Source organism: Delftia acidovorans NBRC 14950 (genome assembly GCF_001598795.1).
Lineage (GTDB): Bacteria > Pseudomonadota > Gammaproteobacteria > Burkholderiales > Burkholderiaceae_C > Comamonas > Comamonas acidovorans.
Window position 1 is genome coordinate 71,856 of the sequence record NZ_BCZP01000002.1, and the last position, 26,882, is coordinate 98,737.

The window sequence follows — 26,882 nt, forward strand, 5'->3', positions numbered from 1 at the left end:
TCTACCAGCGGGTATATATTGGCAAGCCGCTGGACCCCAAAACAAATCAAGGCTATCCCTTAGGACTGGTTCCGGGGTGGCCAGACACCCAGGAGACAAGCATGGCGGATTCCGAGACCCTCATTCCCCTGCATGAGGCCCTGCGCCGCAATGCGCGCAACCACCCCGGCCGCGACGCCTACATCTGGTATGGCCGCCACATCAGCTGGGCCGAGGTGGATGCGGCCAGCGACGCCTTTGCCGCGCGGCTGCAGGCTCTGGGCGTGGGCCGGGGCGAGCCCGTGGCGCTGTTCATGAACAACTGCCCGCAGTACATCGTGGCGCACTACGGCATCCAGAAGGTCGGCGCCATCGTCTGCCCCTGCGGGCCGCTGAACAAGGAGCATGAGCTGCAGTACCAGCTCGATGACCTCAAGGCCCGCGTCATCGTCGCGGCCGATGTGCTGCTGCCCGTGGTGGACAAGGTGCGCGCCAGCACGGCGCTCAGGCATGTGCTGGCTGTGCGTTATGGCGACTGGCTTCCTGAATCGGCCACGCTGGCGCTGCCGCCCGAACTGCAGGCCCCCGTGCAGCCGCTGCCCGAGGGCGTGGAATCGTTCTGGGATGTCATGCACAGCGGCGCCAAGCCCGTGCCCGTCGATGTCGCCATGGACGATGTCTCGCTGATGACCTATACCTCGGGCACCACGGGCCTGCCCAAGGGCGCCATGCTCAGCTACGGCAACGCGGCCAGCAAGACGGCCGGCGCCTCCAGCGCCACGGGCGTGAACGCCGGGGACATGCTGCTGGCCGTGGCGCCGCTCTATCACATTGCCGGCATGTCCATGGGCGTGAACATGCCCGTGCACAGCGGCGCCACCTGCGTGCTGCTGCACCGCTTCGACCCGCTGGCCGTGGCCCAGGCCCTGGAGCGCTACCGCGTGACCTGGTGGTACAGCATCGCGCCCATGAACGTGGCCCTGATGCAGCTGCCGGGCGTGGAGGCCATGGACTTTTCCGCGCTGCGCCGCAACACGGTGACCAGCTTCGGCATTGCCTACACCGAGGAGCTGGCGCGGCAGTGGAAGCGCTTCACCCCGAACTGCATCTCCAGCGAGGCGGCCTATGGCCTGAGCGAGACCCACACCATGGACACCTCCATGCCGGGCGACGCCATCCGCTGGGGCACGCACGGCAAGCCGCTGCCCGGCAACGAGGTGCGCATCATCGACCCCGAGGCCGGCGAGCCGCTGCCGGCCGGCGAAGTGGGCGAGATCACCATCCGCGGCCCTGGCAACTTCAAGGGCTACTGGAACAAGCCCGAGGCCACGGCCAGAACCCTGAAGAACGGCTGGGTCCACACGGGCGACATGGGCCGCATCGACGCCGATGGCTACCTGACCTTCATCGGCCGCTTCAAGGAAATGATCAAGGTCTCGGGCTACAGCGTCTTCCCCGAGGAGGTGGAGGCCATCCTCATCAAGCACCCGGCCGTGGCCCAGGCCGCCGTGATCGGTGTGCCCGACCCGCACAAGGGCGAGGTCGTGCGCGCCTTCATCGTCACGCGGCCGGGCCAGCAGATCGCGGCCGAGGACCTGGTGCAGTGGTCGCGCGAGAACATGGCCAGCTACAAGGCGCCGCGCGAGGTGCGTTTCATCGAGGCGCTGCCCGCCACCGGCGCAGGCAAGGTGCTGCGTCGCTTGCTGCGCGATCAATGAGAAAGACCGAAGTCCCATGTTCCAGAAGATCCTGATTGCCAACCGCGGCGAGATCGCGCTGCGCATCGTGCGCGCGCTGCGCGAGCTGGGTGTGCCGAGCCTGGCGGTCTTTGCCGCAGACGATGCGCAGGCGCCCCATGTATCCGCTGCCGATGCAGCCGTGCCCCTGGACGCCAGCGGCCCCTCGGCCTACCTGGACGGCGCCCACCTGCTGCGCATTGCGCGCGAGCACGGCTGCGACGGCATCCATCCGGGCTACGGCTTTCTGAGCGAGAACGCCGGCTTTGCCCAGGCCTGTGCCGATGCGGGACTGCGCTTCATCGGTCCCGCGCCGGAGCACCTGGCGCTGCTGGGCGACAAGGCCCGCGCACGCGATCTGGCACGCCGCTGCGGCGTGCCGCTGATGCCGGGCAGCAGCGAGGCTGTCACGCTGGAACAGGCCCAGGCCTTCTTCGAGGCGCAGCAGGCCGGGGGCGCCAGCGGCATCATGGTCAAGGCCATCGGCGGCGGCGGCGGGCGCGGCATGCGTGCCGTGGCGCGCGCCGAGGACCTGCCTGCCGCCTACGAGCGCTGCCGCAGCGAGGCGCGCGCCGCCTTCGGCGTGGACGGCGTCTATGTGGAGCGGCTGATGACGGGCGCGCGCCATATCGAGGTGCAGATCCTGGGCGACGGCGGCGCAGGCCCCATCGCGCTGGGCGAGCGTGAATGCACGCTGCAGCGGCGCTTCCAGAAGCTGGTCGAGATCGCGCCCAGCCCCAGCCTGGCGCAGCCGCTGCGCGAGCGCATCACGCGCGACGCGCTGCGCATGGCCGCCGAGATCGGCTACGAGAGCCTGGGCACCTTCGAATTCCTGGTCGATGCCGCCTCCGACTCCCTGCCCTATGTCTTCATCGAGGCCAACCCGCGCCTGCAGGTCGAGCACACCATCACCGAGGAGGTCTTCGGCATCGACCTGGTGCAGGCCCAGATCCGCATTGCTGCCGGCGATCACCTGGGCGAGCTGGGCCTGGATGCCAGGACACCGCCCGCGCCGCGCGGCTATGCCATGCAGTGGCGCATCAATGCCGAGACGCTGGATGCCGCAGGCCAGTCGCGCCCCGGCAGCGGGCGCATAGGCACACTGCAGTGGCCGGCCAGTCCCGGCATCCGCATCGACACGCATGCGGTGGCGGGCGCCAGCCCCTCGCCGCACTACGACACGCTGCTGGCCAAGCTCATCGTGCACAGCAGCGGGCCGCGCTTTGAAGACGTGCTTCGCCGCGCACGTCGCGCACTGGACGAATGCCGCATCGACGGGCTGGCCACCAATCTGCCGCTGCTGCAGGCGCTGGCCCGGCGGCCCGAGATGGCGTCGCAGGCCGTGCACACACGCTGGCTTGAAGAGGCCCTTCCCGAATTGGTGGCGGACGCCCAGGCGCTGGCCGAAGGCGCGCGCCGCACGGCTGTAGCCGCCGAGGTTCCGGCGGCGGCCGAGGCTGCTGGCGCGCCCGTCCCCGAAGGCGCCCTCACGGCCCCCATGCCCGCGCGCATCGTGCAGTGGAGCGTGGCCGTGGGCGATCCCGTGGCCGCAGGCGCCGAGCTGGGCGTGCTCGAAGCCATGAAGATGGAGCATGTTCTGCTGGCGCCGCAGGCCGGCACCATCACCCAACTGCTGGCTGAGTCCGGTGCCTATGTGGCCCAGGACCAGCCCCTGCTGGTGCTGGCCGCCGCCGAAGGCGTGCAGGCCGGCGCACGCGCGCAGCAGTCCGCACAGGACCCGGACCACATCCGCGCCGACCTGCAGCGCGTCATCGACCGCCATGCCTTCACGCGCGATGCTGCCCGGCCCGAGGCCATGGCCAAACGCCATGCCCAGGGCGGCCGCAGCGCGCGCGAGAACATCGCCGACCTCTGCGACGCAGGCAGCTTCATCGAATACGGTGCGCTGGCCATTGCCGCGCAGACGCGCCGGCGCAGCATGGACGACCTGATCGCCAACACGCCGGCAGACGGCATGGTCACGGGCATGGGCTCCATCAACGGCGCGCAGTTCGGCCAGGAGCGCTCGCGCGCCGTCGTCATGTCCTATGACGCCACCGTGCTGGCCGGCACCCAGGGCGCGCGCAACCATGCCAAGACCGACCGCATGCTGGGCATTGCGCTGGCGCAGAAGCTGCCCGTGGTGCTGTTCGCCGAAGGCGGCGGCGGGCGGCCCGGTGACACCGACACGCCCGTGGTCGCGGGCCTGCATGTGCACACCTTCGCGGCCTATGCGGCGCTGTCGGGCCAGGTGCCGGTGATCGGCATTGCGCACGGCCGCTGCTTTGCGGGCAATGCAGCCCTGCTGGGCTGCAGCGACGTGATCATCGCCACGCGCGCCAGCTGCATCGGCATGGGCGGGCCGGCCATGATCGAGGGCGGCGGGCTGGGCGTCTTCCGGCCCGAGCAGATCGGTCCCAGCAGCGTGCAGCATGCCAATGGCGTGATCGACGTGCTGGTCGAGGACGAGGCCGAAGCCGTGGCCGCCGCGCGCCACTACCTGTCCTTCTTCCAGGGCCGCACCACGGAGTGGACCGCTCCCGACACGCGCGCCCTGCGCCATGTGGTGCCCGAGAACCGGCTGCGTGCCTATGACACCCGTGCGGCCATGACGCATCTGGTGGACGAAGGCAGCCTGCTGATGCTGCGCACGGGCTTTGGCGCAGGCATCCACACGGCGCTGGCGCGCATCGAAGGCCGGCCCGTGGGGCTCATGGCCAACAACCCCTCCCACCTGGGCGGCGCCATCGACGCCGATGCGGCCGACAAGGCCGCGCGCTTCATGCAGCTGTGCAACGCCCACGGACTGCCCCTCGTCAGCCTGGTGGACACGCCGGGCTTCATGGTCGGCCCCGAGATCGAGAAGACCGCCCAGGTGCGCCATGTCAGCCGCCTGTTCGTCACCGCCGCCAAGCTGCGCGTGCCCTGCTTCAGCGTGGTGCTGCGCAAGGGCTACGGCCTGGGGGCCATGGGCATGACGGCCGGCAGCTTCCATGCGCCGGTGTTCAACGTGGCCTGGCCCACGGGCGAGTTCGGTGCCATGGGTCTGGAAGGCGCCGTGCGCCTGGGCTTTCGCAAGGAACTGCAGGCCCTGCCCGAGGGCGCCGAACGCAACGCCCTGTTCGACCGCCTGCTGGCCCAGCAGTACGCGCATGGCGAGGCCATGCACATGGCCGGCACGCTGGAGATCGACGCCGTCATCGACCCCGCCGACACGCGCGCCTGGCTGTCGCGCGGCCTGGCAGGGGCGCGCGTTGCGCCTGCCCAAGCCGGCTTCGTGGACACCTGGTAGGCCCTGAAAACGCCACGGACGGCATGCTAAGCTGGCCGCCTTTCCGACGAACATGATGGCGGGCCTGCAGTGCAGGCCCCGCTGCCTCTGGAGACTCCCCATGCCCGGACTTCTGCCCGATATCGATCCCGACGGTCTGCTCGAATTCTCGGTGGTCTACACCGACCGCGCGCTCAACCACATGTCCAAGCGCTTCGCGGGCGTGATGCAGGACATCCTCACCACGCTGCAGGAGGTCTACCACGCCCACACGGCCGTGCTGGTGCCGGGCAGCGGCACCTTCGGCATGGAGGCCGTGGCGCGCCAGTTCGCCAACCGCGAAAAGGTGCTCATCGTGCGCAACGGCTGGTTCAGCTATCGCTGGACGCAGATATTCGAGGAAGGCGGCCTGGGCGGTGGCGCCGTGGTCTGCAAGGCGCGTCGCCAGGGACCGGGCAGCCAGGACCCCTGGGCGCCCTGCGCGGCCGAGGACGTGGCCGCCGCCATCCGCACTGAAAAACCCAAGGTTGTGTTCGCCCCCCATGTGGAGACGGCCAGCGGCATCCTGCTGAGCGACAGCTACCTGCGCACCGTGGCCGATGCCGCGCACGAGGTGGGCGCGCTCTTCGTGCTGGATTGCGTGGCCTCGGGCGCCATGTGGGTGGACATGGAAAAGACCGGCGTGGACGTGCTGATCAGCGCGCCGCAAAAGGGCTGGAGCAGCTCGCCGTGCTGCGCCATGGTCATGCTCTCGCAGCGTGCGCGCGAAGCCATCGAGCACACGCAAAGCTCCAGCTTCTCCTGTGACCTCAAGAAGTGGATGCAGATCGCCGAGGGCTACGAAAAAGGCCAGCACGCCTACCACACCACCATGCCCACGGACGCCCTGGTCCGCCTGCGCGACGTGATGCTGGAGACGCGTGCCTACGGCTTCGCCAAGGTGCGCGACGAGCAGATCGCCCTGGGCGCCAAGGTGCGTGCCCTGCTGGAGTCGCGCGGCTTTCCCAGCGTGGCGGCCGAAGGCTGGAAGGCCCCCGGCGTCGTGGTCAGCTACACCACCGACCCCGGCATCCAGAGCGGCAAGAAGTTCATGGAAGCCGGCCTGCAGACCGCCTCGGGCGTGCCCCTGCAGTGCGACGAAGGCCCGGACTTCAAGACCTTCCGCATCGGCCTGTTCGGCCTGGAAAAATGGCACAACGTGGACCGCACCGTCGGCCACATCGCCAAAGCGCTGGACGATATCGGTGTCGCCGCCAAGGCGTGAACCCGCTGCAAACATTGCATTGAAAGAACCCTCATGAACAAGACCCTCACCACCCTGGCCACCTCCTGCGGCCTGATGCTCGCCGCACTGACCGGCGTGGCTGCCCATGCGGCCCAGCCCGTCACCACGGCCAGCGGCCTGGTCTATGAAAGCCTCAAGGAAGGCACGGGCGCCAGCCCCAAGGCCAGCGACACGGTGCGCGTGCACTACCGCGGCTACTTCCCCGACACGGGCAAGGACTTCGACAGCTCCATCACGCGCGGCCAGCCCATCGAATTCCCTCTGACCGGCGTGATTCCCTGCTGGACCGAAGGCGTGCAGAAGATGAAGGTCGGCGGCAAGGCCAAGCTGACCTGCCCGCCCTCCATCGCCTACGGCAGCCGTGGCGCGGGCAGCGTGATCCCGCCCAACGCCACGCTGAACTTCGAGGTGGAACTGCTGGGCATCAAGTGATGGCCGGCCCGCTGGCCGGGCCAGCCCCCGCCTGATGCAAAGCCGGCCTGCGGGCCGGCTTTTTTACGGTCGTTGAAAGGGATATGCCGTGGACTCACGCAAACCGCTGGACGCGCGCGCCGCCGCGCTGATGCTCATGCTGTGCCTGATCTGGAGCCTGCAGCAGATCCTGCTCAAGGCCACGGCCGATGCCATTGCGCCCACGCTGCAGATCGCGCTGCGCTCGGGCGTGGGCGCTGTGCTGGTGTGGCTGTTCATGCGCTGGCGCGGCATGCGCGTGCAGTGGGGCGACGGCAGCTGGCGCCCGGGCCTGGCCGTGGGCACGCTGTTTGCTCTGGAATTCCTGCTGGTGGGCGAGAGCATCAACCACACCTCGGCCGCCCATGTGGTGGTCTTCCTGTATTCCGCCCCCGTGTTCGCGGCGCTGGGCCTGCACTGGAAGCTGCCCTCGGAGCGCCTGGCGCCGCTGCAATGGCTGGGCATCGCACTGGCCTTTGCCGGCATAGCGCTGGCCTTCCTGGGCGGCGGCAAGCCTTCGAAGGCAGCCGGCGCCGCCATGCTGCTGGGCGACCTGCTGGCGCTGGCCGCCGGCGTGGCCTGGGGCGCCACCACGGTGGCCATCCGCACCACGCGGCTGGCATCGCTGCCCGCCGCGCAGACCCTGCTCTACCAACTGGCCACCGGCTTTGCGCTGCTGCTGCCCGCCGCCTTCCTGCTGGGCCAGACCCGCTTCGAGCCCACGCCGCTGGCCTGGGCCGGCCTGGCCTTCCAGTCCGTGCTGGTCTGCTTCGTGAGCTTCCTGGTCTGGTTCTGGCTGCTCACGCAATACCTGGCCTCGCGCCTGGGCGTGTTCTCTTTCATGACGCCCATCTTCGGCGTGGTCTTCGGTGCCTGGCTGCTCAGCGAGCCCATCGAACCCAACTTCCTGGCCGGGGCACTGATGGTGCTGGCCGGGGTGCTGCTGGTGAGCGGGTATGGGTGGCTGAAGTCGCTCAGGCGTCCTGCCTGACCAGTCCCAGCCGCCGCGCCAGCCGCTGCAGGTTGGCGCGGTCCATCTGCAGCTCGCGTGCGGCGGCGGCCCAGCTGCCGTGGTGGCGCTGCAGGCTGGCGTCGATCAGGTGGCGCTCGTAGCTCTCCACGGCTTCGCGCAGGCCTTGGGGGTTGGCGCCGGGCGATGCGGCCTGTGGGACGGGCAGGGACGGGGTGGCCGTCGCCGGGGGCTGCGCGTCATCCCAGAGATCGGCCTGGCCCAGCGTGACCATGCGAGCCCGGCCACTGGCTGGGGCGGTGGAGGGCGCGCGGCTCAGCGCCCGCAGCACGCCGCGGCTGATGAGGTGCTCCAGCTCCCGGACATTGCCGGGCCAGTCCTGGGCGAGCAAGGCCGATTGCGCGGCGGGGTGCAGGCGCAGTCCGCCCAGTCCCAGGCGCGAGCGGTTTTCCTCGAGGAAGAAGCCGGCCAGCATCAGCACGTCGCTGTCGCGCTCGCGCAGCGCGGGCACGCGCAGCGGGTAGACGCTCAGGCGGTGGAAGAAATCGGCGCGCATGCGGCCTGCCGCCACCTCGGCGGCCAGGTCGCGGTTGGTGGCGGCGATCACGCGCACGTCCACATGGTGTTCGCGGTCCGAGCCCAGGCGCTGCAGCTGGCCGCTTTGCAGCACGCGCAGCAGCTTGGCCTGCACGGGCAGGGACAGCTCGCCCACTTCGTCCAGGAACAGCGTGCCCTGGTCGGCCTGCTCGAACTTGCCGCTGCGCTCGGACAGTGCACCCGTGAAGGCGCCGCGCACATGGCCGAACAGCTCGCTTTCGACCAGGTTGTCGGGCAGGGCCGCGCAATTGATGCTGACCAGCGCCCGGCCTGCACGCGCCGACTGCGCATGCACGGCCTGGGCCACCAGTTCCTTGCCCGTGCCGGTCTCGCCGGTGATCAGCACATTGAGGTCGCTGGCCGCGACCAGGGCGATGTCCTTTTGCAGCGCGCGCATGGCCGGGCTCTGGCCGATCAGCGGACGCGATGACTCGCCCCCCGGGGCGGCGCCGGGCGCGGGCAGGGCGCGCGCACTGCGCGCCAACCGGCGCAGCCGCTCGGCCGTGGTCACGGTGGCCGCCGCCAGGTTGCTGAAGGCCTGCAGCGCCGCCAGCGCGGCCGGGTCGGCAAAGCGCCCCGGGTCCAGCGCGTCCAGCGTGAGAAGGCCCCAGGGCAGGCCGCCCGTCTGCAGCACGCAGCCCATGCAGTCGTGCACCTCCAGCGGCCCGTGGCCCTGGGCCACCAGGCCGTCATAGGGATCGGGCAGCGGGCTGTCGGGCGCAAAGCGCATGGCCTGGCCCGCCGCCAGCAGCTGGGCGAAGCGCGGGTGCTCGGCAATGCGAAAGCGCCGGCCCAGCGCATCGGGCACCAGGCCATCGATGGCCACGGGCCGCAGCCACTCGCCCTCCAGCCGCAGCAGGGCGGCGGCATCGGCCGGCAGCACGGCGCGCAGGGCTGCCAGCAGGCGGCGAAAGCGCTCGCGCTCGGGCAGGTCCTGGGCCAGGTCGGCCACCAGAGGGGTCAGGGCATGCAGGGCGGTGGATGTGGTCATAAAGACTGCGGTCGCTGTCAAAAAGACTCTATTTGACGAAGGTCATATTGACGCATGAAACGCCAAACCCTTGTTCTGCAAGGGCTGCAGTCCTGGCACGGCCCTTGCCTTTGTCAAGGCATGCCCGGCATCGCTTAGGGCATGTCCGTCCCCGTACCCAAGGAGTTTCCCGTGCTGACCGACCGCCAACGTGCCATCGTCCAATCCACCGTTCCGCTGCTTGAAACCGGCGGCGAGGCGCTGATCACCCACTTCTACCAGACCATGCTGGGCGAGTACCCCGAGGTGCGCGCCCTGTTCAACATGGCCCACCAGCAAAGCGGTGCCCAGCCGCGTGCCCTGGCCTATAGCGTGCTCATGTACGCCAAGCACATCGACCGGCTCGAAGCCCTGGGCGATCTGCCCGCGCAGATCATCAACAAGCACGTTGCGCTGCAGGTGCAGCCCGAGCACTACCCCATCGTCGGCACCTGCCTGCTGCGCGCCATCCGCGAGGTGCTGGGCGCCGAGATCGCCACCGACGAGGTCATCGATGCCTGGGGCGCCGCCTACCAGCAGCTGGCCGACATCCTGATCGGTGCCGAACGCCAGATCTATGACCGCACGGCGGCGACCGAGGGCGGCTGGCGCGGCGAGCGTGCCTTCGTGGTCGAGGACAAGGTGGCGGAAAGCGCCGAGATCACCTCGTTCTACCTGGTGCCGGCCGATGGCGGCCCCGTCATCGCCCACCAGCCCGGCCAGTACATCGGCCTGCGCCTGGTGGTGGACGGGCAGGAGCAGCGGCGCAACTACTCGCTGTCCGCGCCCGCCGATGGCCGCAGCCTGCGCATCAGCGTCAAGCGCGAGGCGGGTGGCAAGGTCTCCAACTTCCTGCACGACCGGGTCCAGGTCGGCGACACGCTGCAACTGTTCCCGCCCGCAGGCCACTTCACGCTGCAGCCCGGCGAGCGTCCGCTGGTGCTGATCAGCGGCGGCGTGGGCATCACGCCGACCCTGCCCATGCTGGATGCGGCCTTGCCCAGCAAGCGTCCCGTGGTTTTCATCCACTGCGCACGCGAGCGCGGGGTGCATGCCTTCCGTGAACGTGTGGATGCGCTGGCCGCAGTGCATCCGCAGCTCAGCCGGTACTACTGCTATGACCGGGTGGAGGAGGGCGATGAGGTCGATGCACAGGGACTGCTGACCGCCCGGCAGTTGGGTGAGTGGCTGCCTTCAGTGGATGCCGATGTGTATTTCCTGGGACCCCGGCCGTTCATGCGGTCGGTGAAGGAATCATTGCGGGTGTTGGGGGTGCCGGAAGGGCAGGTCCGCTATGAATTCTTTGGGCCGGCGGAGGCGTTGGCCTGATTTGCTATCGATTCGCTCGGGTCCCCTGGCCTGAGTGGTGGAGCAGGGGCTGGGCCTTGGCCCGCCGTGCATCGGGCGATCAGCCCTGCACGGCCCACATGCCCTGGTTGTCCGACACCCACTCCCCAAACGCCTGTGCGGGCAGGGGCTTGCTGCACAGATAGCCCTGGAAGAAGTCGCACCCCTTGCCGCGCAGGAATGCCAGTTGCTCGGCCGTCTCCACGCCCTCGGCCAGAACCTTGAGCCCCATGGCATGCCCCAGCGCGATCACCGATCCGCTGATGGCCATGTCGTCCGCGCTGTGCGGGATGTCGCGGATGAAGCCCTGGTCGATCTTGAGCAGGTCCAGCGGAAAGCGCTTGAGATGGGCGAGCGAGGAGTAGCCGGTGCCGAAGTCGTCGATGGCCAGCCGCAGGCCCTGGGCGCGCAGGCGGCGCATGACGGCCAGGGCCTCCTCGGGGCGCTCGGCCAGGGCGCTTTCGGTGATCTCCAGCTCCAGGCAGTGCGGAGCGAAGCCCGTGGCGGCCAGCGCGTCGGCGGTGGCGCCGGCGATGTCGGTCAGCAGGAACTGGTGCAGCGAGACATTGACCGCGATGGTCATCTCGGGCAGGCCCAGATCGCGCCAGCGCCGGCCCTGGGCGCAGGCCTCGCGCAGCACCCACAGGCCCAGCGCGCCGATGACGCCCGAGCTTTCGGCCACGGGAATGAAGCGTGCCGGGGAGATGAGGCCCTCGTCCGGGTCCAGCCAGCGCACCAGGGCCTCGGCGCCCACCAGGCGGCCCGTGGCCAGGTCGATCTGGGGCTGGAAGTACAGGCGCAGGTGGCCCAGGTCTATGGCCTGCCGCAGCCGTGCCTCCATGGCCAGGCGCTCGCGTGCGGCCGAGGTCATGTCTTCCTCGAAGAAGCACCAGGCACGGCCGCTGCGCGACTTGGCGCCGTAGACGGCGGCGTGCGCGCCCTGCAGCAGGTCCTGGGCATTGCCGGCGTGGGAGGGATACATGCAGATGCCCACGCTGACGCCGGCCATGACGGACAGGCCGTCCGGCGAGCTCCAGGGCTGGCCGGCCGCCGCGATCAGTTGCCGTGCGCGGGCGATGGCGTCGCCGCGCTCGCTCATTCCCTTGCACAGCACGGCCAGTTCGTCACCGGCCATGCGACCTATGAGGTCCTGGGGTCCCAGGGAGTCGTGCACGCGGGCGGCAATGTGGCGCAGCACTTGGTCGCCAATGGCGTGGCCGTAGCTGTCGTTGACGTCCTTGAAGCGATCGATGTTCAGCAGCATCACGGCCAGCGTGCCCTGCTCGGCGGCCGCCTCGGCCACGGCGTCTTCCAGCAGCGCTGTGAAGCGCACGCTGTTGGGCAGGCCGGTGAGCATGTCGCGGTGGGCCAGGAATTCGAGCTGGGCCTCGCGCGCCTTCTCGGCCGAGATGTCGGTGAACATGCACACGTAGTGCGTAACCTTGCCCTGTGCGTCCTTGACGGCGCTGAGCGACATGCGCTCGGGGAAGACCTCGCCGTTCTTGCGGCGGTTCCAGATCTCGCCCTGCCAGTGGCCCGTGGCCTGCATGCTGTCCCACATGGCCTCGTAGAAGGCCTTGTCGTGGCGGCCGGACTTGAACATGCGCGGGGTCTTGCCCAGCATTTCCTGCTCGGTATAGCCCAGCAGCCGCGTGAAGGCGCTGTTGACCGAGAGGATGCGGCTGCGCGCGTCGGTGACGACCACGCCCTCCATGGTGTTGTCCACCACGGCGGCGGCCAGGCGCTGGCGTTCGTCGGCCTCCCGCCCGGCGGCCATCGCGGCATGGGCAGTGCGCTCTCCACGGCGCATGCGCCACAGCAGCCAGCCGCCGCCCACGGCCGTGACCAGCACCAGGGTCACCGAGGACAGCATGCGCCGCTGCGCCGCCGCCTCGGGCGGAATCTGCAGGTGCGCCAGCAGCCATTCCACGCCCCAGAGCCACAGCAGACCTGCGCACACGTACAGGGTCATTGCGCCCCAGAGCGGTATTCGGGGCTGCTCTCCCTGATCTTGCATGTGGTTCCTCAGAACGTTCCCAGAACGTGTGACTTGCGCAGGGTCGTGTCCATGCTGCGACAATTGCGCCGCTATGACCCAAGCCTATATTCTTACCCTTTCGTGCCCCGACCGGCTCGGTCTGGTACATGCCGTCTCGGGCTTTCTGCTCGAGCAAGGCGGCAACATCGAAGAGGCCGCGCAGTATAACGACCCGGCCACCGGACTGTTCTTCATGCGCGTGCAATTTGCCTGCAACGGCTGCGATCCCGCGGCTCTGAGGGCGGCCCTGGCCGACCTGGGCGGCCAGTACCAGATGAAGTGGCGCCTGCACACCAAGGCCGAAGCCATGAAGACCGTGCTCATGGTCAGCAAGGAAGGCCACTGCCTCAACGACCTGCTGTTTCGCTGGAAGAGCGGCCTGCTGCCGGTGGACATCCGCGCCATCATCAGCAACCACCGCGAGTTCTACCAGCTGGCGGCCAGCTACAACATTCCCTTCCACCACATCCCCGTCACGGCTGCCACCAAGGCCCAGGCCGAGGCAAAGCAGTTCGAGATCATCGAGGCCGAAGGCGCCGAACTCGTGGTGCTGGCGCGCTACATGCAGGTGCTGTCCAACGACCTGTGCACCAAGCTGGCGGGCCGCGCGATCAATATCCACCACAGCTTCCTGCCCAGCTTCAAGGGTGCCAAGCCCTACTACCAGGCCCATGACCGCGGCGTGAAGCTGATCGGCGCCACGGCCCACTATGTGACGGCCGACCTGGACGAAGGCCCGATCATCGAGCAGGACGTGGCCCGCGCCGACCACACCGACACCGTGGAGGACCTCACGGCCCGCGGCCGCGACACCGAGAGCCAGGTGCTGGCCCGCGCCGTCAAGTGGCACAGCGAGCACCGCGTCATCCTCAACGGCCACAAGACCGTGGTCTTCCGCTGAAGCCGGCTCCCGGCCGCCCATGGCGAACGTGACCCTTGCCGCCGGCAGCGGCTTTGCCCCGCCCGGCAGCGGCGCCCGCCGCATTCCGCCCATACAGTGCCTGCTCACTTTCGAGGCGCTGGCGCGGCTGCGCAGCGTGACGCAGACGGCCGAGGAGCTGTGCGTCACGCCCAGCGCCGTCAGCCACCGCGTGCGCCAGCTCGAGCAGATCCTGGGCACGCGGCTGTTCGGCCGCTCGGACTTTTCGCTCACCACCGAAGGCAGCGCCTACCTGTCCCACGTGCGCGAGGGCCTGGGCGCGCTGCAGCGCTTTCCGGGCGAGGTGACGGCGCCGGGCCGCCGCAGGCTCAAGCTCGCCGTCACGCCCACCTTTGCGCGCGTGATCCTGATCCCGCGCCTGCGCCAGTTCACGGAAACCTATCCCGAGATCGACATCGCCCTGCAGGTCTCCATCCCGCTGCTGGACGTGGTGGCCGAGGATGCCGACCTGATGGTGCGCTTCGGCCCCGGCCACTATGCCGATGTGGAGCACATCGAGCTGGCGCGCGACGTGGTCACGCCGCTGGCCTCGCCGGCCTTCATCCGCGAGCACGGCCCCTTCGAGCAGCCCCAGGACCTGGAAGGCATGCCCCTGCTGCGCAGCCCGCTGGAGCCCTGGCGCACCTGGTTCGGCGCCACCGGCCTGGACTGGCCCGAGCCGCACGAGGGCTCGCAGTTCAACGACATCGGCCTGATGTGCGACGCGGCCTCGGCAGGCATGGGCATCGCCCTGGTGCGCCACAAGCTGGGCGCGCCCTGGCTGGACAACGGCACCCTGGTGCGCCTGTTCGACGTGGACACGGCCAGCCCCCATGCCCACTACCTGTGCTGGCGTACCGGCACCATGGACCGCTGGGAATGCGCGGCCTTTGCTGAATGGTTGAAGAGGGCGATGGCCTGCTGAGGCGCCCATAACTGATTTCGCGGATTTCACGGATTTAGCGGATTTCACGCGCCGTTGCAATAAACATCAGCGCAGCCCCGCTGCACAAAGACGGCGGCATCGCCTAAAGTCAGGCTCCATGACTCCCGCCAGCTCCCCAGCCAGCCCCGCTCCCGGCGCCATGGCGTCGGCCGCCGCCGATGCGGCCCACCAGCAGCCCACAGTCTCGGAGCGCGCACGGCGCCAGGCCGAGGTCGTGGCCGCGCTGGCCCGCCATGTGCCCGCCCATGCCCTGCTGTGGAACGCCGAGGACACCACGCCCTATGAATGCGACGGCCTCACGGCTTACCGCCAGCGCCCGCTGGTGGTCTGCCTGCCCGAGACCGAGGCCCAGGTCCAGGCCGTGCTGCGAGCCTGCCACGCCATCCAGGTGCCCGTGATCGCGCGTGGCGCGGGCACCGGGCTGTCGGGCGGTGCCTTGCCCCATCCCATGGGCGTGACGCTGTCGCTGGCCAAGTTCAACAAGATCCTCCAGGTCGATGCGGCCAGCCGCACGGCCGTGGTGCAGTGCGGCGTGCGCAACCTGGCCATCAGCGAGGCCGCCGCGCCCTTCGGCCTGTACTACGCGCCCGATCCCAGCAGCCAGATCGCCTGCACCATCGGCGGCAACGTGGCCGAGAACTCGGGCGGCGTGCACTGCCTCAAGTACGGGCTGACGGTGCACAACGTGCTCAAGGTGCGCGGCTTCACCGTGGAGGGCGAGCCGGTGGAGTTCGGCTCCACGGCGCTGGACACGCCGGGCTTCGACCTGCTGGCCATCCTGGTCGGCAGCGAGGGCATGCTGGCCGTGACCACCGAAGTCACCGTGCGCCTGATCCCCAAGCCCCAGCTGGCGCGCTGCATCATGGCCAGCTTCGACGACGTGCGCAAGGCCGGCGACGCCGTGGCCGCCGTGATCGCGGCCGGCATCATCCCGGCCGGGCTGGAGATGATGGACAAGCCCATGACGGCCGCCGTCGAGGACTTCGTCAAGGCCGGCTACGACCTCACGGCCGAGGCCATCTTGCTGTGCGAGAGCGACGGCACGCCAGAGGAAGTCGAGGAAGAGATCGCCCACATGAGCGAAGTGCTGCGCAGCGCGGGCGCCACGGCCATCACGGTGAGCGAAAGCGAGGCCGAGCGCCTGCGCTTCTGGAGCGGGCGCAAGAACGCCTTTCCCGCCAGCGGGCGCATCAGCCCCGACTACATGTGCATGGACTCCACCATCCCGCGCAAGCGCCTGGCCGACATCCTGCTGGCCATCCAGGAGATGGAAAAGAAATACGGCCTGCGCTGCGCCAACGTCTTCCACGCGGGCGACGGCAACCTGCACCCGCTGATCCTGTTCGATGCCAACGACCCCGACGAGCTGCACCGCTGTGAGCTGTTCGGCGCCGACATCCTGGAGACCAGCGTGGCCATGGGCGGCACGGTCACGGGCGAGCATGGCGTGGGCGTGGAAAAGCTCAACTCCATGTGCACCCAGTTCACCACGGCCGAGAACGACCAGATGTTCGCGCTCAAGGCCGCCTTCGACCCGCAGGCCTTGCTCAACCCCGGCAAGGTGATTCCCACGCTCAACCGCTGCGCCGAGTACGGAAAGATGCTGGTGCGCGGCGGCCAGATCTCACACCCGGACCTGCCGAGATTCTGAGGCGCGGTGCAACCGGCGACGTGCAACGGGCGCGGTGCAACCGGCTCCGTGCAAAGAGCACTGTGCAACGAGAGGCATGCAACCCGCTGGTCACGGCTGCTGCAGGCAGCGCAGCCACAGCCCATCGAGCGCGCGGGCCAGCGCAGCTTCCTGCCGGGGCACGGCCAGGTCCTCCGCGAGGTCTTCGATCATGGCCTCCAGTGGTACGGCATGGGACAGGGTGCGCATGCCGCATTCCATCGCCAAGGCGGTGTCCAGGTAGGCCACGCGCGCGCCGGCCACGCCCCAGCGCGTGAGTTCGCGCACACGGCCGACCTGGTTCAGCCGCAGGCGCATCGCCTCCAGCCGCTCGGCCAGGGATCTGCGGATGCGCTCCCCTGTCTCGGGCCGGTCCTCCTCCAGTCTGCGCAGCGCCGCCTCCTGCTGCTCTAGCGTGCGCTCCAGCGCCCGCAGAGCCGCCTCGCGCCCCAGCCGGGCCTCGTCGTAGCGCGGCAGGGCTGCACGCATGCGCTCCAGCGTCTGCTTGCGTTCACGTGCGTAGACCGGCTCGGCGGGGCGCCCGGAGCGCACGCAAGCGTCGGCGGCCAGCACCAGCCGCTGCGGAGCTGCTTCGGCGCCCAGCCCTTGCGGACGGAAGCTGCGGCAGTCTGTCATTTCCTCCAGCATGCGCAGGTCTTCCAGGTGCAGGCGCATGCGTTCCGCGTCCTTCTGCGCCTCAAGCCGATGGCGACCCAGCATCTCCTGGCGCTGGCGCTCCAGCATCAGCAATTCGCGCCAGCCGCCACGCAGCCGGGCCTCGAACCGCGCCTGCTCGCCATCGGCCGCTTGCTGCAGCTGCTCGGCATCCTGGCGCAGACGCAGCTGCAGGTATTCATGCGTGCCTGATCTCTCGCAGGTGTACTCGACGATGCGCCCGCCGCTTCCATCGCCCACGCTGCGCCATGCACTGCGCGCGCATGCGTTCCTCTCCTGGAGCACCTGGCCTATCGAAACCCCCGATGCACCGCCCCAGGACGCGGCCCGCACCGCCAGGACATCACCGTCGTCACCGCCGCAACCGCCCAGCACCAGTACAAGGCTCGAGGGCAGCAGCCACACTCGTTGCCAACGCATTTGCTCCCCCGTGCATGTGATTTCCAGATCGATGGTTGATATTAACTATCAATCAAAAAGAGATGTGATTTTTATCAATACTCACATCTCAATCAGACCAATCCCATAGCGTTCGCGCATGCAGGATGCAAAGCAGCGGTTTGCTCAAAAATTACGTGATTCGATGCAGGCCCAGGGCTATGAAGCCAGGCCTGCCGTGCTGGAGCACGAGTTCAATTCCCGTTTCTGGGGCAAGCCCATGTCCCAGCACGGCGTGCGCCTTTGGCTGGTTGGCAAGACCATGCCCAACGCCAAGAAACTCGCTGCGCTCGCCGACTGGCTGCAGGTGCCGCTGGAGGAGTTCCTGCGCTCGCCGCAGCAGGTTCGCGAGGTGCGCGAACCCAAGAGCGCCTGGTCCGCAGGCCTGGGCTATGAGGACAACGAGCTGTTCAAGATCTACCTGCGCCTTCCCGTGCCCAAGCGCCGGCTGGCGCGCGACGTGATCCTGGCCATTGCGCGCGCCCATGATGCCGAGGAAGCGGAACGCGCCGCAGGCTCGTAGCCAGGCGGCGCGTCGGGTTTGCATTGATCCGGCACCTGCGGGGCACGGGCCCCGCCTGCGCATCAGCCACCCATGGCACGCTGGCGTGCATCGCGCTGGGCAGGCGTTTCGTTGATCAGTTCATTGATCACTTCCTGGCGTGTCTTGCCCGCGCCGGTCTGCGGTGCGGGAGCCGGATAGACGCTGGCATTGAAGCGCGAAGTGCCGCCCTGGCGCACGGCTGCCTCGGCCTCGGCCGTCACCTGGGCGCGTGTCTTGCTGCTCTTGAAATGCTCGGGGTGGACGACGGCGCCCGCCTCGTTGTTGGCCGGGTGGATGTATCCGGCCGCCGATGCCATGCCGGGCAGCAGCAGCGCTGCCGATGCGGCCAGGCCGGCGATGAGGGTGGCGGGGGTGAAGCGGCGTTGCGACATGATGTGATTCCTTTCAGGCACGTTGGTAATTCGTTCTCCCCACGCCCCGCGATGCGGAACGCCGAGGAGAGGACTCCAATGTAGAAATCACGTGCCCACACCAGCCCCACAGGATGGTGACATTGCTGTCATACAACCGACACAGATGACCGCGCCACGGTGGCGCCTCGGCGCTCGTCACCCCCGGTACTGCGCACGCGCTCGGCCGGGCGCCAGAGGGTCCAGGCGCACGTCCAGCAGGCCCTCGGCATCGCCCGCGATGCGCGCCAGCGTCTGGCCGAAGGGATCGGCGAACTGGCTTTCGCCGCAGAAGGCGTAGCTGTCGCCGGGACCGGCGCGGTTGGCCATGGCGATGTAGCACTGGTTGTCCATGGCGCGCACGGGCACGGCGTGGCGATGGATGTGGCCGTAGGGGTGCATCATCCCGTCCATCAGCACGATCAGGTCCACGCCCTGCACGCCCAGGGCGCGGGCCGGTACCGGAAACTCGATGTCGAAGCAGATCAGCATTCCCACTCGCAGGCCGCGCCATGTGCAGACGGGCTGGCGATCTCCGGCCTCGAAGACCCCGTGGTCCGAGTCGTAGAGCATGGTCTTGCGGTAGTGCAGCAGCACCTGCCCGTCGGCATCGATCAGCAGGCCGGCATTGAAGTGGCGGCCCCGGTCCGCTTCGGCCAGGCCGATGGCGACGGCCACGCCGGCTTGCCGCGCGGCCTCGCGCAGCGCGGTGGCCGAGGGGCCGTCCAGCGGCTCGGCCAGCTGCGCCACGTTGTCCGGCCGGGGAAATCCGCTGATGCAGGTTTCGGGAAAGACCAGCAGGTCGGCCTGCCCTGCGCTGGCCCTGATCGTCTTCAGCGTCATCGCCAGGTTGCCGGCAATGTCGCCGTCGCGCAGACGGGGCTGGATGATGCGGATGCGGTGCTCCGTCATGGTGTGCGCTCCTTGAGATGCAAAGGGTGGCTGTCCTGCCGCGGCTGGCAACTGGCGGCCTCCTCGGCCTGCAGATCCAGGTTGCGGGCCAGCACCCAGTAAAGGCCGCCGGCTACGAGAATGCCCGGCAGCCAGGCGAAGTCCACGCCGCCGAGCCGCTGCGCAGCCCAGCCGATGAAGACCGCATGGCCATCCGTGGCGTCGTGGATGTGGAAGAAGGGCACCATGGCCGCAAAGCCGCCCAGATAGGCGCAGATGCCGCGCCAGCCCCAGGCGCCGTAGATGCCTTGTGGCGTGAAGAAATCGGCGATGGCGTAGCGGCCCTTGCGCACCAGGAAATAGTCCACGAGGTTGACCGCCGTCCACGGCACCAGGAAGTACAGCAGCAGCGCCAGGAAGGAGTGCAGCAATGCCACGCCGCTGCCCTGGATGGACAGCACGCACGCGAGGATGGCGGCGCTGATGGCGGCGATGGCACCGATGCGTGCACCGAGTGTGCCGAGTGCTTTGCGTGCACTGCGCGTGGGGCGCAGGCCGCCCAGCGAATCCGCTGCCGTGAGCACGGTCAGCGCCGCGCTGTAGGTGTTGAGGGCGATGATGGGCACGAAGGCCACGACGGCCAGGGCAGGCAGCAGCCGGTCCGCGACCGGGAACAGGCCGGTGCCGATCCGTCCCAGCGCCGCCAGCGCGTCGCCGGCCTGCAGCCGCTGCGCCATCCACGCGCCCAGCCCGATCATCCAGGCCCCGGACAGCGATGCGCCCAGGAAGATGGCTGCGATCAGGCGCCGGGGCGCGGTATGGCGCGGCAGGTACCGCGAATAGTCGGACACATAGGGCGCATAGGAGATGTTGTAGCTGGCAGCGATGGTGAACTGCGCGGCAAAGGCGCTCCATGCGAATCCTGGCAATGGCTCCGGCCGAACGTGCAAGGCGGGCTCGCCCACGCCTGCCAGCAACGCCAGCGTGGCCAGCGCATACAGCGGCAGCGCCAGCATCAGCGCGCAGCGGAAGGCCCTGTGCATCACATCGTGGCCGCAGACTGCCAGCAAGGCGCCTACCGCCACGGCCACGCAGGCCGTGGGCGCTGGCGGCAGGCCGAACACGGCCTGCATGCCCTGCATGATGAGCGAGACGTTGACGACGTTGAACCCCGTGAACACCAGCAGCGTGGCGCACAGCGGCAGGGTGACGCCGCGAAAGCCGAACTGCGCGCGCGACTGGATCATCTGCGGCAGCCCCAGCTGCGGCCCCTGCGCGCCGTGCAGCGCCATGAACAGCGTGCCGAACATGATGCCCAGCGTGCCGGCCAGGGCGCTCCAGGGCGCCGAGAGCCCCAGCGACGGGCCGACGAAGCCGATGGAAAGCGTGAAGAAGTGGAAGTTGCCCAGGAACCAGAACGGCCCCTGGTCGGCGAGCCGCGCGTGACGCTCGCTGTCGGGAATGCAGTCGATGGACCGGCTCTCCACGGCGATGCGGCCACGGCCGTGCTGTCCGCTGGCGGGGCTGTTCATGGCCTTGTCTCCCTCCCGTTGTCCTTGCTGTTGTGGGACAAATTCTAGGCAGGAGCCTGCCGCCGCTCCATGCCTGATGCGCGACGTTCACATCGACTGGAAAAGATGTTTGGCCAGCCGGCCAGCCCCTGGTGCCGAGGCGGCCGGGCATGAAGAAAACCCCGCGCCGCCTGGCTGCCACAGGGCCTGCCAGGCGGCATGGGGGGCGTGGGTGGCGTGGGTGGCGTGCTACGCGGCTGGTGCCGATGCCGTGGGCACTGCGCCTGCGGCGTCCGCTTCCGACGGGTCGTTGCGGTGCACCAGACGGTACAGCAGCGGCAGCACCAGCAAGGTCAGCAGCGTGGACGACAGGATGCCGCCGATCACCACCGTGGCCAGCGGACGCTGCACCTCGGCGCCCGTGCCCGTGGCAATGGCCATGGGAACGAAGCCCAGCGAGGCGACAAGCGCCGTCATCAGCACGGGGCGCAGCCGGGTGAGCGCGCCCTCGGTCACGGCGTCGGGCACGCTGGCGCCCTGTTCGCGCAAGGTTCTGATCCAGGAGATCATGACCAGGCCGTTGAGCACGGCCACGCCCGACAGCGCGATGAAGCCCACCGCCGCCGAGATGGACAGCGGTATGTCGCGCAGCCACAGCGCCAGGATGCCGCCCGTGAGCGCGAACGGAATGCCCGTGAAGACCACCAGCCCGTCGCGCACATTGCCGAACATGGCGAACAGCAGCACGAAGACCATCAGCAGGGCCACGGGCACGACGATCTGCAGGCGGCGCGTGGCCGACTCCAGGTTCTCGAAGGTGCCGCCCCAGCGCGTCCAGTAGCCGGGCGGCAGCGACAGGCCTTGCAGCTTTTGCTGTGCTTCGCCCACGAAGGAGCCCATGTCGCGCCCGCGCACATTGGCGCTGACCACGATGCGGCGCTTGCCGTCTTCGCGGCTGACCTGGTTGGGGCCGGGCGCGGTCTCGAACGTGGCCACGGCCGACAGCGGCACGAAGCCGATGCGCCCGTCCGCCCCGCGCGGCAGGGCGATGGGCAGGCGGCTCAGGACCTGCAGGTCGTTGCGCACGGCGTCCGGCAGGCGCACCTGGATGTCGAAGCGCCGGTCGCCCTGGAATACCGTGCCGGCCTCGGTGCCGCCCATCGCGGTGCTGATGGCGTCCTGCACATCGCCCATGTTCAGGCCATAGCGCGAGGCCTTTTCGCGGTCGATCTGCACGGTGAGCATGGGCAGGCCCGTGGCCTGCTCGACCTTGACCTCGGAGGCGCCCGAAATCTGCTGCAGCATGCCGGCCACGGTCTGGGCGCTTTTCTCCAGCACGGCCATGTCGTCGCCGAAGATCTTCACGGCCACGTCGCTGCGCACGCCCGAGATCAGCTCGTTGAAGCGCAGCTGGATCGGCTGGGAGAACTCGTAGTTGTTGCCGGGGATGCTGTCCACCAGCGCCTGCACGGCGGCCAGCAGGTCCTCGCGCGGGCGCGCCGGGTCAGGCCACTCGCTGCGGGCTTTCAGCATGATGTAGCCGTCGGAGATGTTGGGCGGCATGGGGTCGGAGGCGATCTCGGCCGTGCCGGTGCGCGCGAACACGCGGTCGATCTCGGGGAACTCCTTCTTGAGCGCCGTCTCGATCTGCATCTGCATTTGCAGCGACTGCGTAAGGCTGGTGCCGGGGATGCGCAGCGCCTGGATGGCGAAGTCGCCCTCGTTGAGGTTAGGGGCGAACTCGCTGCCCAGGCGCGTGGCCAGCAGCAGGCTCAGCGCCACGGCCACGGCGGCGGCCGTGAGCACCACGGCGGGCGCGGCCATGACGCGCGCCAGCACGGGCGCATAGGCGCGGCGCGCCCAGCCCATGAGGCGGTTTTCCTTCTCGGCCACCTTGTCGCCCATGAACAGCGCAATCGCCGCCGGGATGAAGGTGATGGACAGCAGCATGGCGCCGGCCAGCGCGATGACCACCGTGAGCGCCATGGGATGGAACATCTTGCCCTCCACACCCGTGAGCGCGAAGATGGGCAGGTAGACCACCATGATGATGAGCTGGCCGAACAGCAGCGGGCGGCGCGCTTCCTTCGCGGCGGCGAAGACTTCATGGAAGCGTTCGCTGCGCGTCAGCGACCGTCCTCGCGCCTCCTGCGCATGCGCCAGGCGGCGCACGCAGTTCTCCACGATGACCACGGCGCCGTCGATGATGATGCCGAAGTCCAGCGCCCCCAGGCTCATGAGGTTGGCGCTGACCTTGTAGTGCACCATGCCCGTGAAGGTGAACAGCATGGACAGCGGGATGATCAGCGCCGTGATCAGCGCCGCGCGCAGGTTGCCCAGGAACAGGAAGAGGATGACCACCACCAGGGCCGCGCCCTCCACCAGGTTCTTCTTGACCGTGGCGATGGCCTTGTCCACCAGGTTGGTGCGGTCGTAGACGGTGATGGCCTTGACGCCCGGGGGCAGGCCCCGGTTGATCTCGGCCATGCGCTGGTCCACGGCGCGCGAGACGGTGCGGCTGTTCTCGCCGATCAGCATGAACACCGTGCCCAGCACCACCTCGCGGCCGTTGTCGGTGGCCGCTCCCGTGCGCAGCTCCTGCCCCAGGCCCACCTCGGCCAGATCGCGGATGCGGATGGGCTGGCCCTGGGCCGAGCCCACGATGACCTCGCGGATGTCGGCGATGCCGCCGACCTGGCCCGGCGCGCGGATCAGGTACTGCTCGCCCTGGCGCTCGATATAGCCCGCACCCACGTTGCTGTTGTTGCGCTGCAGGGCGGTGACGATGTCGGCCAGCGTGAAGCCGTAGGCCGCCAGCTTCTCGGGCGCTGGCGCCACCAGGTACTCCTTGGCGTAGCCGCCGATGGAGTTGATTTCGGTCACGCCGGGCACGTTGCGCAGCTGCGGCTTGATGACCCAGTCCTGGATCTCGCGCAGGTCCATGGGCGTGTAGGGCGTGCCGTCGGGCTTTTTCGCATCGTCCTCGGCCTCCACGGTCCACAGGTAGATCTCGCCCAGGCCCGTGGAGATGGGGCCCAGCGTGGGCGTGATGCCGGCAGGCAGGCTGTCGCGCGCCTGCTGTATGCGCTCGCCCACCAGTTGCCGCGCAAAGTAGATGTCCGTGCCGTCCTTGAACACCACGGTGACCTGGGACAGGCCGTAGCGCGACAGCGAGCGCGTCTGCTCCAGATACGGCAGGCCAGCCATCACCGTCTCTATGGGATAGGTGATGCGCTGCTCGGTCTCCAGCGGCGAGTAGCCGCTGGCCTGGGTGTTGATCTGCACCTGGACATTGGTGATGTCGGGCACGGCGTCGATGGGCAGGCGCTGGTAGTTGTAGATGCCCAGGCCCGCCATGGCCAGCACGGCCAGCAGGACCAGCCAGCGCTGCTCTATGGCAAATCGGATGATGCGTTCAAACATGGAGTTCTCCGTTCATGCCCGCATCAATGGGAGTGCTCGGCCGTGGCCTTGCCCAGCTCGGCCTTGAGCATGAAACTGCCCTCGGCCACGTAGGATTGGCCGGGTTTCAGGCCTTCCAGCACCTCGGTGGTCTTGCCGTCGGCGCGGCCCATGCGCACGGGCTGGGCGCGAAAGCCCCCCTGCACGGGCACGAAGACCACGGTCTGCTGCTCCATCTTCTGCAGCGCCTGCGTGGCCACGGCCAGCGGCGCCTGCCGGGACGATGCCGTCAGCTCCACGTTCACGAACAGGCCCGGGCGCCACACGCCGTCGGGGTTGGGCAGGGTGATGCGCGCGGGGGCCGTGCGCGTGTCCTGGCCGATCAGTGCGCCCACATAGGCCACCTCGCCCGTGGCCGAGGAGTCGAAGGCCGTGGCGCGCACCGTGGCCTTCTCGCCCACACGCACGGCAGGCAGGTCGGGGGCGGACACGCGCATCTCGGCCCAGACGCTGCGCAGGTCGGAGATGGTGAAGACCTGGGTGGTGTCCTGCACGGCCTCGCCCACGGACAGGTGCTTTTCCACGATCACGCCGTCAAACGGCGCACGCAGCTCGAAGCGGTTGAGCCCGCCCGCACCACCGCCGGCACCGGCGCCCGTGGCGGCCAGCTTCTGCTGGGCGTTGGAGACGGCGATCTCGGCCTCGCGCAGCGCCTGGCGCGCCTGCAGGTAGTCCTGCTCGGCCGAGACCTTCTCCTCCCACAGCTGCTTTTCACGTGCGTAGGTGGTGCGGGCCAGCTCCAGGCGCTTGCTGGCGGCCAGCAGTTCGCTGCGCTGCTCGGACACGGCGGCGCTGCTGAGCACGGCCAGCAGCTGGCCCTTCTTCACGTTCTGGCCCAGGTTGGCGGGAACGCTCTCGGCAATGCCGGCCACGCGCGGCACGACGTGGGCCGTGCGGTCTTCGTTGAAGCGGATCTCCCCGGGCAGCTGCAGCACGGAGCGCACGGTGGCCGGACCGGCCTCGGCCAGGCGCACGCCGGCCGCCTGCATGCGCTGGGCGTCCATGGCGATCAGGCCTTCTTCGTCGCCATGGCCGGCTTCTGCAGCCGGTTTGGCGGCAGGTTGGGCGGCAGGCTTGGCCTCGGCTTTTTCCGCCTTGGAGTCTTCATGGTGTTCATCGTCGGCATGGCCTTCGTCGTGCTTGTGGCCATCGGCTGCGGCTGCGGCGGCGCCGTGGTGCTCGCCATCGGCATGGCCTGCGGCCTCGCTGTGGCCGTGGCCATGGCTGTCGGCCTTGGCAGCGCCTGGCGTGCCGCTGCGCAGGATCAGCGTGGCGGCCAGCGCGCCCAGGGCCAGGATGACGGCAATGGCCACGAGGGTGCGGCGCGGTCCGAGGGGGGAGGAGGAGGGCTTGGTGTTCATGGTCTGGATGCAATCAGGTTGCTATCGGAATCAGAGGCCGGATTCGGTGCCCAGCAGGCGGTCGATGTCGGCGGCGGCGCGGTGGGTGGCCAGCAGCTGGTCCAGGTACTGGCTGCGCGCCTCGGACCAGGTGCGTTGTGCGTCCAGCACGTCGAGGTAGCCGAACTTGCCCAGCGCAAACCCGCGCGAGGCCAGCTCGTAGGCCGTGCGCGCCGTGGGCAGCACCTCCTCGGCCAGCTGGCGCGCCTGCTCGCGGCTGGCCTGCAGCAGCTCGCGCGCCTCGAACAGCTGGGCCTGCAGCTGAACGCGCGTGGCCAGCAACTGCTCCTCGGCCTGGTCGGCCAGGCGCAGGGCCTGCAGCTGGTTGCCCCGGTTGCTGTCGAGCACGGGCAGGGGCACGGAGACGCCGACCACGAGCTGGTTGCGCCCGACCTCGGTGGCGCGCTTGACGCCCAGGCTGACGGTGGGATCGGGCAGGCGCCGCGCACGCTCCAGGTCGGCCGTGGCGCGGCTTTGCTCCAGCGCCTGGCGCGCACGCAGCACGGCGGGAGCCTGTTCGATGCGCTGCTGCAGGGCGGCCAGCTCAGGCAGCTGGGGCAGGGCGTCCACCGCGCCCTCGGCCTGGCCGAAGGGGCGCACTCGCTCGCCCCACAGCGCCTGCAGCTGGCCGCGCGCCACGCGCAGGCCCGAGCGGGCCTGGGCCTGCTCCAGGCGGGCGCCGGATTCGGCCACGCGGGCCCGGGTTTCCTCCAGCGGCGCCACCTTGCCGGCCGCCACGCGCCGGGCTGCGGCCTCGCGCGCACTGCTGGCGATCTCCAGCGTCTGCCCGGCCAGGACCACGCGCTGCTGCGCAGCCAGCACGCCGAAGAAGGCCGTGCCCACGTCGGCGCGCAGCGCAGCCTCGGCCCCCGCCAGCTCGGCCTGCGCCAGGTCGCGACCGCGCTCGGCCACGCGCATGCGGGCCTCGCGCTTGCCGCCCACTTCCAGGGTCTGGTTCAGCTGCACGGTCAGTGTGCGGGTGCTGCGGCGCGTGTCCTCCTGCGACCAGGCCAGCTCGGGGTTGGGCCGGGCACGGCTTTGGAGCACGGCGCCATCGCTGGCCTCCAGCGCACGGCGGGCCGCACGCAGGCCGGGGTTGCCGTCCAGCGCCAGGGCCAGGGCCTGCTGCAGGTCCAGCGGCGGGCCTGCCGGTGTGGACTCGGAAACAGCGGCTGCAGATGGCGCAGCCGCATCGGCAGGCTCGCCCGCCTGCACGGCGCCGCAAGCGGTCAGCACGGCCATCACCAGCAGGGCGCGCGGCCCGGGCCAGGCGCTCCATGGTGCGTGGGAAGCCGTCCTCGACGGAAAGGACGAAGGGAAAGACATACACGGACT

At 69.3% G+C, this 26,882-nt stretch carries 19 protein-coding genes; 10 read left to right on the forward strand and 9 right to left on the reverse strand.

Translation table 11 applies throughout. The features are described from left to right. Positions 1 to 101 precede the first annotated feature (101 nt). The 5 genes from DA1_RS03060 to DA1_RS03080 all read left to right on the forward strand — a co-directional run bounded on the left by DA1_RS03060 (position 102) and on the right by DA1_RS03080 (position 7,712). On the forward strand, positions 102 to 1,697 hold the full coding sequence (locus DA1_RS03060) for an AMP-binding protein (RefSeq protein ID WP_034389988.1): 1,596 nt from the start codon (positions 102 to 104) through the stop codon (positions 1,695 to 1,697). A gap of 16 nt (positions 1,698 to 1,713) precedes the next feature. Then, entirely contained in the window at positions 1,714 to 5,007 is a 3,294-nt protein-coding gene (locus tag DA1_RS03065; RefSeq protein ID WP_034389989.1) for a carboxyl transferase domain-containing protein, read from the forward strand. A gap of 100 nt (positions 5,008 to 5,107) precedes the next feature. Next, positions 5,108 to 6,250 (forward strand): pyridoxal-phosphate-dependent aminotransferase family protein, encoded by a 1,143-nt coding sequence (locus tag DA1_RS03070; protein ID WP_034389990.1) that lies wholly within the window; start codon positions 5,108 to 5,110, stop codon positions 6,248 to 6,250. Positions 6,251 to 6,283: 33 nt separating this feature from the next. Continuing rightward, positions 6,284 to 6,703, forward strand: coding sequence for an FKBP-type peptidyl-prolyl cis-trans isomerase (locus DA1_RS03075; protein WP_034389991.1), 420 nt, complete (start codon positions 6,284 to 6,286; stop codon positions 6,701 to 6,703). Between the two features lie 88 nt (positions 6,704 to 6,791). Further along, positions 6,792 to 7,712, forward strand: coding sequence for a DMT family transporter (locus DA1_RS03080; protein WP_034389992.1), 921 nt, complete (start codon positions 6,792 to 6,794; stop codon positions 7,710 to 7,712). On the opposite strand, the gene norR is transcribed toward DA1_RS03080, so the two are convergent. Continuing rightward, positions 7,696 to 9,279 carry a nitric oxide reductase transcriptional regulator NorR gene (norR, locus tag DA1_RS03085; RefSeq protein WP_034389993.1) on the reverse strand — a complete coding sequence of 528 codons (1,584 nt, stop codon included), beginning with the start codon at positions 9,277 to 9,279 and terminating at the stop codon, positions 7,696 to 7,698. The two genes, DA1_RS03080 and norR, sit on opposite strands and share 17 nt — an antisense overlap. Positions 9,280 to 9,450: 171 nt before the next feature. Here norR and hmpA point away from each other — a divergent pair, with 171 nt between their 5' ends. Beyond that, positions 9,451 to 10,626 (forward strand): NO-inducible flavohemoprotein, encoded by a 1,176-nt coding sequence (gene hmpA / locus DA1_RS03090; RefSeq protein WP_034398105.1) that lies wholly within the window; start codon positions 9,451 to 9,453, stop codon positions 10,624 to 10,626. Positions 10,627 to 10,705: 79 nt separating this feature from the next. Here hmpA and DA1_RS03095 read toward each other — a convergent pair whose 3' ends face one another. Beyond that, entirely contained in the window at positions 10,706 to 12,661 is a 1,956-nt protein-coding gene (locus DA1_RS03095; protein WP_174549360.1) for a putative bifunctional diguanylate cyclase/phosphodiesterase, read from the reverse strand. A 73-nt stretch (positions 12,662 to 12,734) separates the two neighbouring features. Between DA1_RS03095 and purU the strand changes: the two genes are divergently transcribed. The 3 genes from purU to DA1_RS03110 all read left to right on the forward strand — a co-directional run bounded on the left by purU (position 12,735) and on the right by DA1_RS03110 (position 16,198). Beyond that, positions 12,735 to 13,583, forward strand: coding sequence for a formyltetrahydrofolate deformylase (gene purU, locus DA1_RS03100; RefSeq protein ID WP_013804418.1), 849 nt, complete (start codon positions 12,735 to 12,737; stop codon positions 13,581 to 13,583). Positions 13,584 to 13,602: 19 nt separating this feature from the next. After that, a complete protein-coding gene (locus DA1_RS03105) occupies positions 13,603 to 14,526 on the forward strand; it encodes a LysR substrate-binding domain-containing protein (protein ID WP_012203013.1) in 924 nt (307 codons plus the stop codon). 160 nt (positions 14,527 to 14,686) lie between these two features. After that, positions 14,687 to 16,198 (forward strand): FAD-linked oxidase C-terminal domain-containing protein, encoded by a 1,512-nt coding sequence (locus tag DA1_RS03110; RefSeq protein WP_034389996.1) that lies wholly within the window; start codon positions 14,687 to 14,689, stop codon positions 16,196 to 16,198. A gap of 90 nt (positions 16,199 to 16,288) precedes the next feature. Here DA1_RS03110 and DA1_RS03115 read toward each other — a convergent pair whose 3' ends face one another. Continuing rightward, positions 16,289 to 17,311, reverse strand: coding sequence for a hypothetical protein (locus DA1_RS03115; RefSeq protein ID WP_034389998.1), 1,023 nt, complete (start codon positions 17,309 to 17,311; stop codon positions 16,289 to 16,291). 118 nt (positions 17,312 to 17,429) lie between these two features. Between DA1_RS03115 and DA1_RS03120 the strand changes: the two genes are divergently transcribed. Then, a complete protein-coding gene (locus tag DA1_RS03120) occupies positions 17,430 to 17,852 on the forward strand; it encodes a hypothetical protein (protein ID WP_013804415.1) in 423 nt (140 codons plus the stop codon). 62 nt (positions 17,853 to 17,914) lie between these two features. Here DA1_RS03120 and DA1_RS03125 read toward each other — a convergent pair whose 3' ends face one another. The 6 genes from DA1_RS03125 to DA1_RS03150 all read right to left on the reverse strand — a co-directional run bounded on the left by DA1_RS03125 (position 17,915) and on the right by DA1_RS03150 (position 26,873). Next, complete coding sequence (locus DA1_RS03125; RefSeq protein ID WP_034390000.1) at positions 17,915 to 18,265, reverse strand: DUF4148 domain-containing protein; 351 nt, start codon at positions 18,263 to 18,265, stop codon at positions 17,915 to 17,917. A 177-nt stretch (positions 18,266 to 18,442) separates the two neighbouring features. Further along, the gene (locus DA1_RS03130; protein ID WP_034390002.1) at positions 18,443 to 19,195 is read right to left on the reverse strand and encodes a carbon-nitrogen hydrolase family protein; all 753 of its coding nucleotides are present in this window, start codon (positions 19,193 to 19,195) and stop codon (positions 18,443 to 18,445) included. Continuing rightward, a complete protein-coding gene (locus DA1_RS03135) occupies positions 19,192 to 20,706 on the reverse strand; it encodes a purine-cytosine permease family protein (RefSeq protein ID WP_034390003.1) in 1,515 nt (504 codons plus the stop codon). The genes DA1_RS03130 and DA1_RS03135 overlap by 4 nt, the downstream gene beginning before the upstream one ends. A gap of 228 nt (positions 20,707 to 20,934) precedes the next feature. After that, a complete protein-coding gene (locus DA1_RS03140) occupies positions 20,935 to 24,108 on the reverse strand; it encodes a CusA/CzcA family heavy metal efflux RND transporter (protein ID WP_034390005.1) in 3,174 nt (1,057 codons plus the stop codon). Positions 24,109 to 24,131: 23 nt separating this feature from the next. Further along, a complete protein-coding gene (locus tag DA1_RS03145; protein WP_034390007.1) occupies positions 24,132 to 25,508 on the reverse strand; it encodes an efflux RND transporter periplasmic adaptor subunit in 1,377 nt (458 codons plus the stop codon). Between the two features lie 30 nt (positions 25,509 to 25,538). Further along, on the reverse strand, positions 25,539 to 26,873 hold the full coding sequence (locus tag DA1_RS03150; protein ID WP_034390009.1) for a TolC family protein: 1,335 nt from the start codon (positions 26,871 to 26,873) through the stop codon (positions 25,539 to 25,541). Positions 26,874 to 26,882 lie beyond the last annotated feature (9 nt).

Coding starts and splice junctions, on each gene's coding strand:
- DA1_RS03060 (WP_034389988.1), top strand. CDS start 102: ATGGCGGATTCCGAGACCCTCATTCCCCTGCATGAGGCCCTGCGCCGC.
- DA1_RS03065 (WP_034389989.1), top strand. CDS start 1,714: ATGTTCCAGAAGATCCTGATTGCCAACCGCGGCGAGATCGCGCTGCGC.
- DA1_RS03070 (WP_034389990.1), top strand. CDS start 5,108: ATGCCCGGACTTCTGCCCGATATCGATCCCGACGGTCTGCTCGAATTC.
- DA1_RS03075 (WP_034389991.1), top strand. CDS start 6,284: ATGAACAAGACCCTCACCACCCTGGCCACCTCCTGCGGCCTGATGCTC.
- norR (WP_034389993.1), bottom strand. CDS start 9,279: ATGACCACATCCACCGCCCTGCATGCCCTGACCCCTCTGGTGGCCGAC.
- DA1_RS03095 (WP_174549360.1), bottom strand. CDS start 12,661: ATGCAAGATCAGGGAGAGCAGCCCCGAATACCGCTCTGGGGCGCAATG.
- purU (WP_013804418.1), top strand. CDS start 12,735: ATGACCCAAGCCTATATTCTTACCCTTTCGTGCCCCGACCGGCTCGGT.
- DA1_RS03105 (WP_012203013.1), top strand. CDS start 13,603: ATGGCGAACGTGACCCTTGCCGCCGGCAGCGGCTTTGCCCCGCCCGGC.
- DA1_RS03110 (WP_034389996.1), top strand. CDS start 14,687: ATGGCGTCGGCCGCCGCCGATGCGGCCCACCAGCAGCCCACAGTCTCG.
- DA1_RS03115 (WP_034389998.1), bottom strand. CDS start 17,311: ATGCGTTGGCAACGAGTGTGGCTGCTGCCCTCGAGCCTTGTACTGGTG.
- DA1_RS03120 (WP_013804415.1), top strand. CDS start 17,430: ATGCAGGATGCAAAGCAGCGGTTTGCTCAAAAATTACGTGATTCGATG.
- DA1_RS03125 (WP_034390000.1), bottom strand. CDS start 18,265: ATGTCGCAACGCCGCTTCACCCCCGCCACCCTCATCGCCGGCCTGGCC.
- DA1_RS03130 (WP_034390002.1), bottom strand. CDS start 19,195: ATGACGGAGCACCGCATCCGCATCATCCAGCCCCGTCTGCGCGACGGC.
- DA1_RS03135 (WP_034390003.1), bottom strand. CDS start 20,706: ATGAACAGCCCCGCCAGCGGACAGCACGGCCGTGGCCGCATCGCCGTG.
- DA1_RS03140 (WP_034390005.1), bottom strand. CDS start 24,108: ATGTTTGAACGCATCATCCGATTTGCCATAGAGCAGCGCTGGCTGGTC.
- DA1_RS03145 (WP_034390007.1), bottom strand. CDS start 25,508: ATGAACACCAAGCCCTCCTCCTCCCCCCTCGGACCGCGCCGCACCCTC.
- DA1_RS03150 (WP_034390009.1), bottom strand. CDS start 26,873: ATGTCTTTCCCTTCGTCCTTTCCGTCGAGGACGGCTTCCCACGCACCA.